Consider the following 4,987-nt stretch of genomic DNA (forward strand, 5'->3'; position numbering starts at 1 on the left):
TCTTGCGTTTCCGACTCTATCAGACTCTTTCGGGCCCGATTTCCTCGGCGCTTTCCAGGTCCTGCGCTTTCGCGCTTTCCCTTTCCGGCGATTCCGACTCTATCAGAAGTTCGCCACCGGATTTCCCGGCTTCCGCGTTCTCGAATGAAGAGTCGAGTACACCTCACGCGAATCAAAGTTCTTGTGTGGTGTGGAGGTTGTTGCCGAACCTGTCCGGTTCGAGGCAACTGTTCAACTCTACAACCCCACCTGGGGGGAGTCAAAACGGGCCCAGGGCGCCGCCGGCCGCATCCTCACCGTGCGGCCCACGCCCGATCGAGACGTACGAAGTGCCCCAGCGCTCCGTCCAGGACCGGCCGGCGAAGCCCGGTCCCGACACCGCCGGCTCCGCACGATCTTCACTCCACGGCGGGCATCGACGGCCGCCGATGGGACCGACCTGAACACCAAGGCTGACGACGCCGCCCCGGACGTCCCGGGTGCAGCACGCGTAGTCCTTCGTAGGAGCACGCACCATGAGCGCCGAGCTGGGCGCCGACCGGACGGCGGAAGGTGAGCCGGAACGGGAAAGTTCACGTAGTTCCCCCGGTGCGCGGCAGCTGCTGGATCATCGGCCGCTCCGTGGCGAGGAGGACCAGTGCCGGATGGGAGGGCCGGTCTCGCAGGACGGCGTGCCGTTGGCCGGGCTCGCCGAACCCGTCACCACGAAGGTCGCGCAGGGCAGCACCGCACCGGGCCCTGCTCGGCCTCGCGGGATGCCGGGCCGACGTTCTTTGCGCGGTACTCCGCGACGAACCAACCCTTCACGCCTCCCGGCCGCCGCCCCGGTCACATGGCCGGTGGCTCGGCCAGAAGGACGACCCGGTCACTCGGGGGGTCGAAGCCGAGCACCGGGTGGCCGTGGTCGCCCTCCGGATCCATCAGGACCGGCTTGCCCAAACGTCGCCCCAGCTCCCGAAGGAAGCCGCAGAACGCATCGAGTCGTTCCTGGCCCTGCAACTCCCTCAGATCGACGTCGAAGTCGATCACCTCTTCGTCCTGGAAGCGGAAGATCACCTGTACTTCGGCGTCCGGCCAGACCCGTAGGTTCGGCCACTCGGCATCCGCAGCCCGAGACAGCACGCTCTCCGCCCGGGGCGCCGGCAGCACCGTCTCGCCCTCGGAGTACCGGCGCTTCCAGCCCCTCGACTCGACGAGATCAAGGACTGCTTGCCAGTCCTCCACCGAACAGTGCGGGACGCGCACGTCCGGCAGCGGCCCCATCAGGTCCGGGTCGAAGAAGCAGCTCACGTCATCCCATAGAAGATCAGCCATGCCGCCAGGGTGCCCGGATCCCCGATTCGACGTGAGCGCGTTTCCTCGGCCGAAGAGATGAGGGCCCCCAGGGGGGCGGGCTGCGTGACGCATCGGATTGCGTGACGCACGGGACCACGAGGCGACCCGCGTGAAGGCCCACCCCAGGTCGCGCCCCCGGCCCGCCGGCTCAGTCCGTGGGGGCGCCGAACCACCGGGGCAGCCGGTCGAGCAGCTCACGTTGGTCGTCGCCGACCCATGCGACATGTCCGTCCGGCCTCAACAGCACTGCGGGCACGTCCGGCTGGTCGCCGGCATCGACCACGTGGTCGACCCGGTCCGCCCAGCCGGCCACCGACAGCCGGCCGGTCCGGTCGAGCAGCAACCCCCGGCCGCCGTGCATCAGCTCGTAGAGACGTCCCCGCTTCAGCTCCACGTCCCGCATCCGGCGGCCGAGCAGGTCGTGCCCCTCTCCGAAGTCGTAGCGGACCCCGATCGCGGTGATCTTCTCGATCAGGTGCCGGTTCACCTCCTCGAACTCCATGAGTTCCGACAGCAGCCGACGTACCGCCCGGGGACCCGGCTCGGGGGACAGCAGCTCCATCTGCGCGCGGGTGTTGTCCAGCACGTCGGCGGCCACCGGATGCCGCTCGTCGTGGTAGCTGTCCAGCAGGCCCTCCGGCGCCCAACCGCACACCTCGGCGGCCAGTTTCCAACCGAGGTTGAACGCGTCCTGGACACCCAGGTTCAGCCCCTGCCCGCCGGTCGGCGGGTGGATGTGGGCCGCGTCGCCCGCCAGCAGTACGCGGCCGGCCCGGTAGCGATCGGCCAGGCGGGTGGCGTCGCCGAAGCGGGACAACCACCGCGGCGAATGCACCCCGAAGTCGGTGCCCGCTACGGCTCGCAGCTGCCTCTTGAACTCCTCCAGGGTCGGCGCGGTCGTACGGTCCTCGGCCACCCCGTCCGCGGGAACGATGATGCGGTACACACCGTCCCCCTCGGGGATCGCGCCGAACCGCAGCTGCGTCTTGCGCACTTCGGCGATCACCGCGCCCAGCGTCTCCGGCGGCACGCCCACCTCCATGTCGCCCAGCAGCGTCTCGGTCCTGGACGGCTCTCCCGGAAACCCGACTCCGATCAGCTTGCGTACCGTGCTGCGGCCGCCGTCGCAGCCGACGAGGAAGCGCGAACGCAACTGCGTACCGTCTGCCAACCTGACGGTGACCCCTTCCTCGTCCTGACTCAGCCCGACCAACTCGCAACCGCGCCGGATCTCGGCACCGAGCTCGGTGGCGCGCTCCGTCAGCAGCCGCTCGGTGACGGCCTGCGGGATGGCGAGGACGTACGAGTGCGTGGTGTCCAGCTGCGCGGGCCACGCCGTACTGATGCCGGCGAAGAAGCCGCCGACCGCGAACCGTTCCCCGAGCGGGAGGAACCGGTCCACCACACCACGCTGGTCCATCACCTCGACGCTGCGCGCGTGCAGCCCACGGGCACGGGAGTGCCCGATCGGCTCCGCCTCCCTTTCCAACAGGAGCACGTCCACACCGTGCAGCCGCAATTCCGCGGCCAGCATCAGGCCGGTCGGTCCGGCACCGGCAACGATCACGTCCACCATGAATACGCCCCACTCAACGAGATTGATTTCGCCCGCTGGTCCACTTCTCCCCTGCTCCACGCAGGGCAACGGACCGCGCACACGAGCCCGTGCCTTCGCCATCGAGGCGGCTCCCCAAGGACCCATACCTCGCCAAAAGCGCACGCACGGCGCGAACCCCGGATATCGACCGGATACGGCTCAGGTCGGAAATTCTGCATCACGACCAGGGTCTTGCCGCAAGACCCCCCACCCGCTATATCTTGATAGTGGCAAGGAGTGGGCAACCTCCTTGCCTTTGCTTTTGCCCGTCCGCCGTCGACCGCCGCTCCCGGCCCATCGCCGGCATCGAGCGTCGAGCATCGAGGACGACGACCAGGCCGAGCCGGGTGAAATGCTCAGGCCGTCCGACTCATCACTCGACGAGTCGTCCGCGCGAAGCAAGCGCCCCGAGCGCACGCCGCGCCACCTCCACGTCGTGCCGGATCAGCCTGAACGGCTCGTGCGGCGCGTCCCCGCCGCACGGGCAGCCGCGCAACGTGTGCCAGCACTGGGAGTAGTGGCCGCCCGGCCCTGCGCACGCCTCACCGATCGCGCACACGAGACCGGGAACGTCGGTGACGTGCCGACCATCGCGGTGCCGTACGAGAGCCTGCAACTGCCGGCCTGCTTCGCGCCGGCCTGTCCCCTGCCTGCCTGCGTCCAGGCTGCCCACTCGGCCCGGCCCGCGCCGGCGAAGCCGCTCCACCGCCCGCGCTCGGTCGGCGGACCCTCGAACCAGGCGTCCCACACCGGTCGGACGGCCGGCTCGAGCCGGCGGGCAAGGCCCTCCTGGAGCCACAGGTCGACGAGGGCCCCGCCGAGTTCGGACGGGCGGGACGCAAGGACCCGCAACGGCATGTGGTGCTCGCGCCGCATCACCCGGCCGGTCCGGTCCACGGCAAGCAGCGTGACCATGTCGCCGCCGCCCCGAAGCCGCACGAGCCGGCGCAACAGCCGCTCCCCGGGTCGGCAACCGATCAGACGCCATGGGTCGCCATGCAGGGAAAGCCCGGTTGCCGAACGGGCCCTCCACCCGCCGGCACGCACCCAGGTAGCCCCCTCCCGAGCCTTGCACAGCCGCTACTCCGCATCCGCGGGCTCACCGCGCCGCACCGGCCCCTCGACCTCGGCCTCAACCTCGGCCTCGAGGAAAAGCTCGACCAACGAAGCGTCCAGAAAGGAAGGTTGGCAACCGCTCAGCACCGAGGCGAGCAGCTCCCAGTGGTCGTCGCCATGGGCGTCGTACGCGGCGTCGAATCGACGAACAGCCCGTCCGCTTCGGCACAGTGAGCCCAGACGATCAGCTCTCCGCCCCATTCCTCCCTCACCAGCGCGTACTTGAGCCGCAGTTCGCGATCCCAAGTCCATACGGCGTCCAGAGACTCCGCCACGTCCGTTTCCCTCGCCCTGTGCAATGTTCCTGTCCCCCACCCCTCAACCGGCCCCGGAACCACCATCCAGTGGTCGTACGAAGCTCAGCCCGGGCCGGCCGTCGAGGAGGAGCTCGCCCGCAGAAGTGAAGCCGGTACGGCTCAGCACCGTCCGAGAGGCCGGATTGTCGAGGGTGGTGACGGCCCGCAGCATGGTCAGGCCGTACTCAGCGCCGGCCAAGGCACACACCTCGCGTACCGCGGCAGTGGCCAGGCCGCGCCCGGCAGCACGTTCTGCGATCCGGTAGCCGAGCTCGGCGGAGCCGTCGGCCACGTCGATCAGGTTGACCCGGCCCAGCACCTGACCCTCGTCGTCCACCAGGACGTGGAAGAAGTGGAGACCGGCTTCCTGCTCGGCCATCAGCTCACGATGTCGTTCCTCGAAGCCGGCGAAGTAGGTGTCACCTCGGTCGGGCACGGAGGCGGCGAAGTAGGCCCGGTTCTCTCGCTCGAAAGCGAGGAGTGCCGGCGCGTGGTCGAAACGAAGCAACCGAAGGCTGGGCATGCGCCGATGCTACGGAACGGCGACTTGGCCGTAAACGCAGAAAAGCCCCGCACCAGTTACCTGGTGCGGGGCTTTCCCACAATGATTGTTCGGCGGCGTCCTACTCTCCCACAGGGTCCC

Annotated in this window: 3 protein-coding genes; all 3 read right to left on the reverse strand. The window is 69.2% G+C overall.

Features of this window, described 5'->3' with window-relative positions:
* Window positions 1-828 precede the first annotated feature (828 nt).
* The 3 genes from ACFY0I_RS39835 to ACFY0I_RS39845 all read right to left on the reverse strand — a co-directional run bounded on the left by ACFY0I_RS39835 (window position 829) and on the right by ACFY0I_RS39845 (window position 4,867).
* Window positions 829-1,314: a hypothetical protein gene (locus tag ACFY0I_RS39835; protein WP_388904719.1), complete on the reverse strand. Its 486-nt coding sequence runs from the start codon at window positions 1,312-1,314 to the stop codon at window positions 829-831.
* Window positions 1,315-1,483: 169 nt separating this feature from the next.
* The gene (gene rox / locus ACFY0I_RS39840; protein WP_388904721.1) at window positions 1,484-2,911 is read right to left on the reverse strand and encodes a rifampin monooxygenase; all 1,428 of its coding nucleotides are present in this window, start codon (window positions 2,909-2,911) and stop codon (window positions 1,484-1,486) included.
* A 1,455-nt stretch (window positions 2,912-4,366) separates the two neighbouring features.
* Window positions 4,367-4,867: a GNAT family N-acetyltransferase gene (locus ACFY0I_RS39845; protein WP_388904722.1), complete on the reverse strand. Its 501-nt coding sequence runs from the start codon at window positions 4,865-4,867 to the stop codon at window positions 4,367-4,369.
* Between the last annotated feature and the right edge of the window lie 120 nt (window positions 4,868-4,987).

It is taken from the genome of Streptomyces sp. NPDC001568 (assembly GCF_042893755.1).
GTDB lineage: Bacteria > Actinomycetota > Actinomycetes > Streptomycetales > Streptomycetaceae > Streptomyces.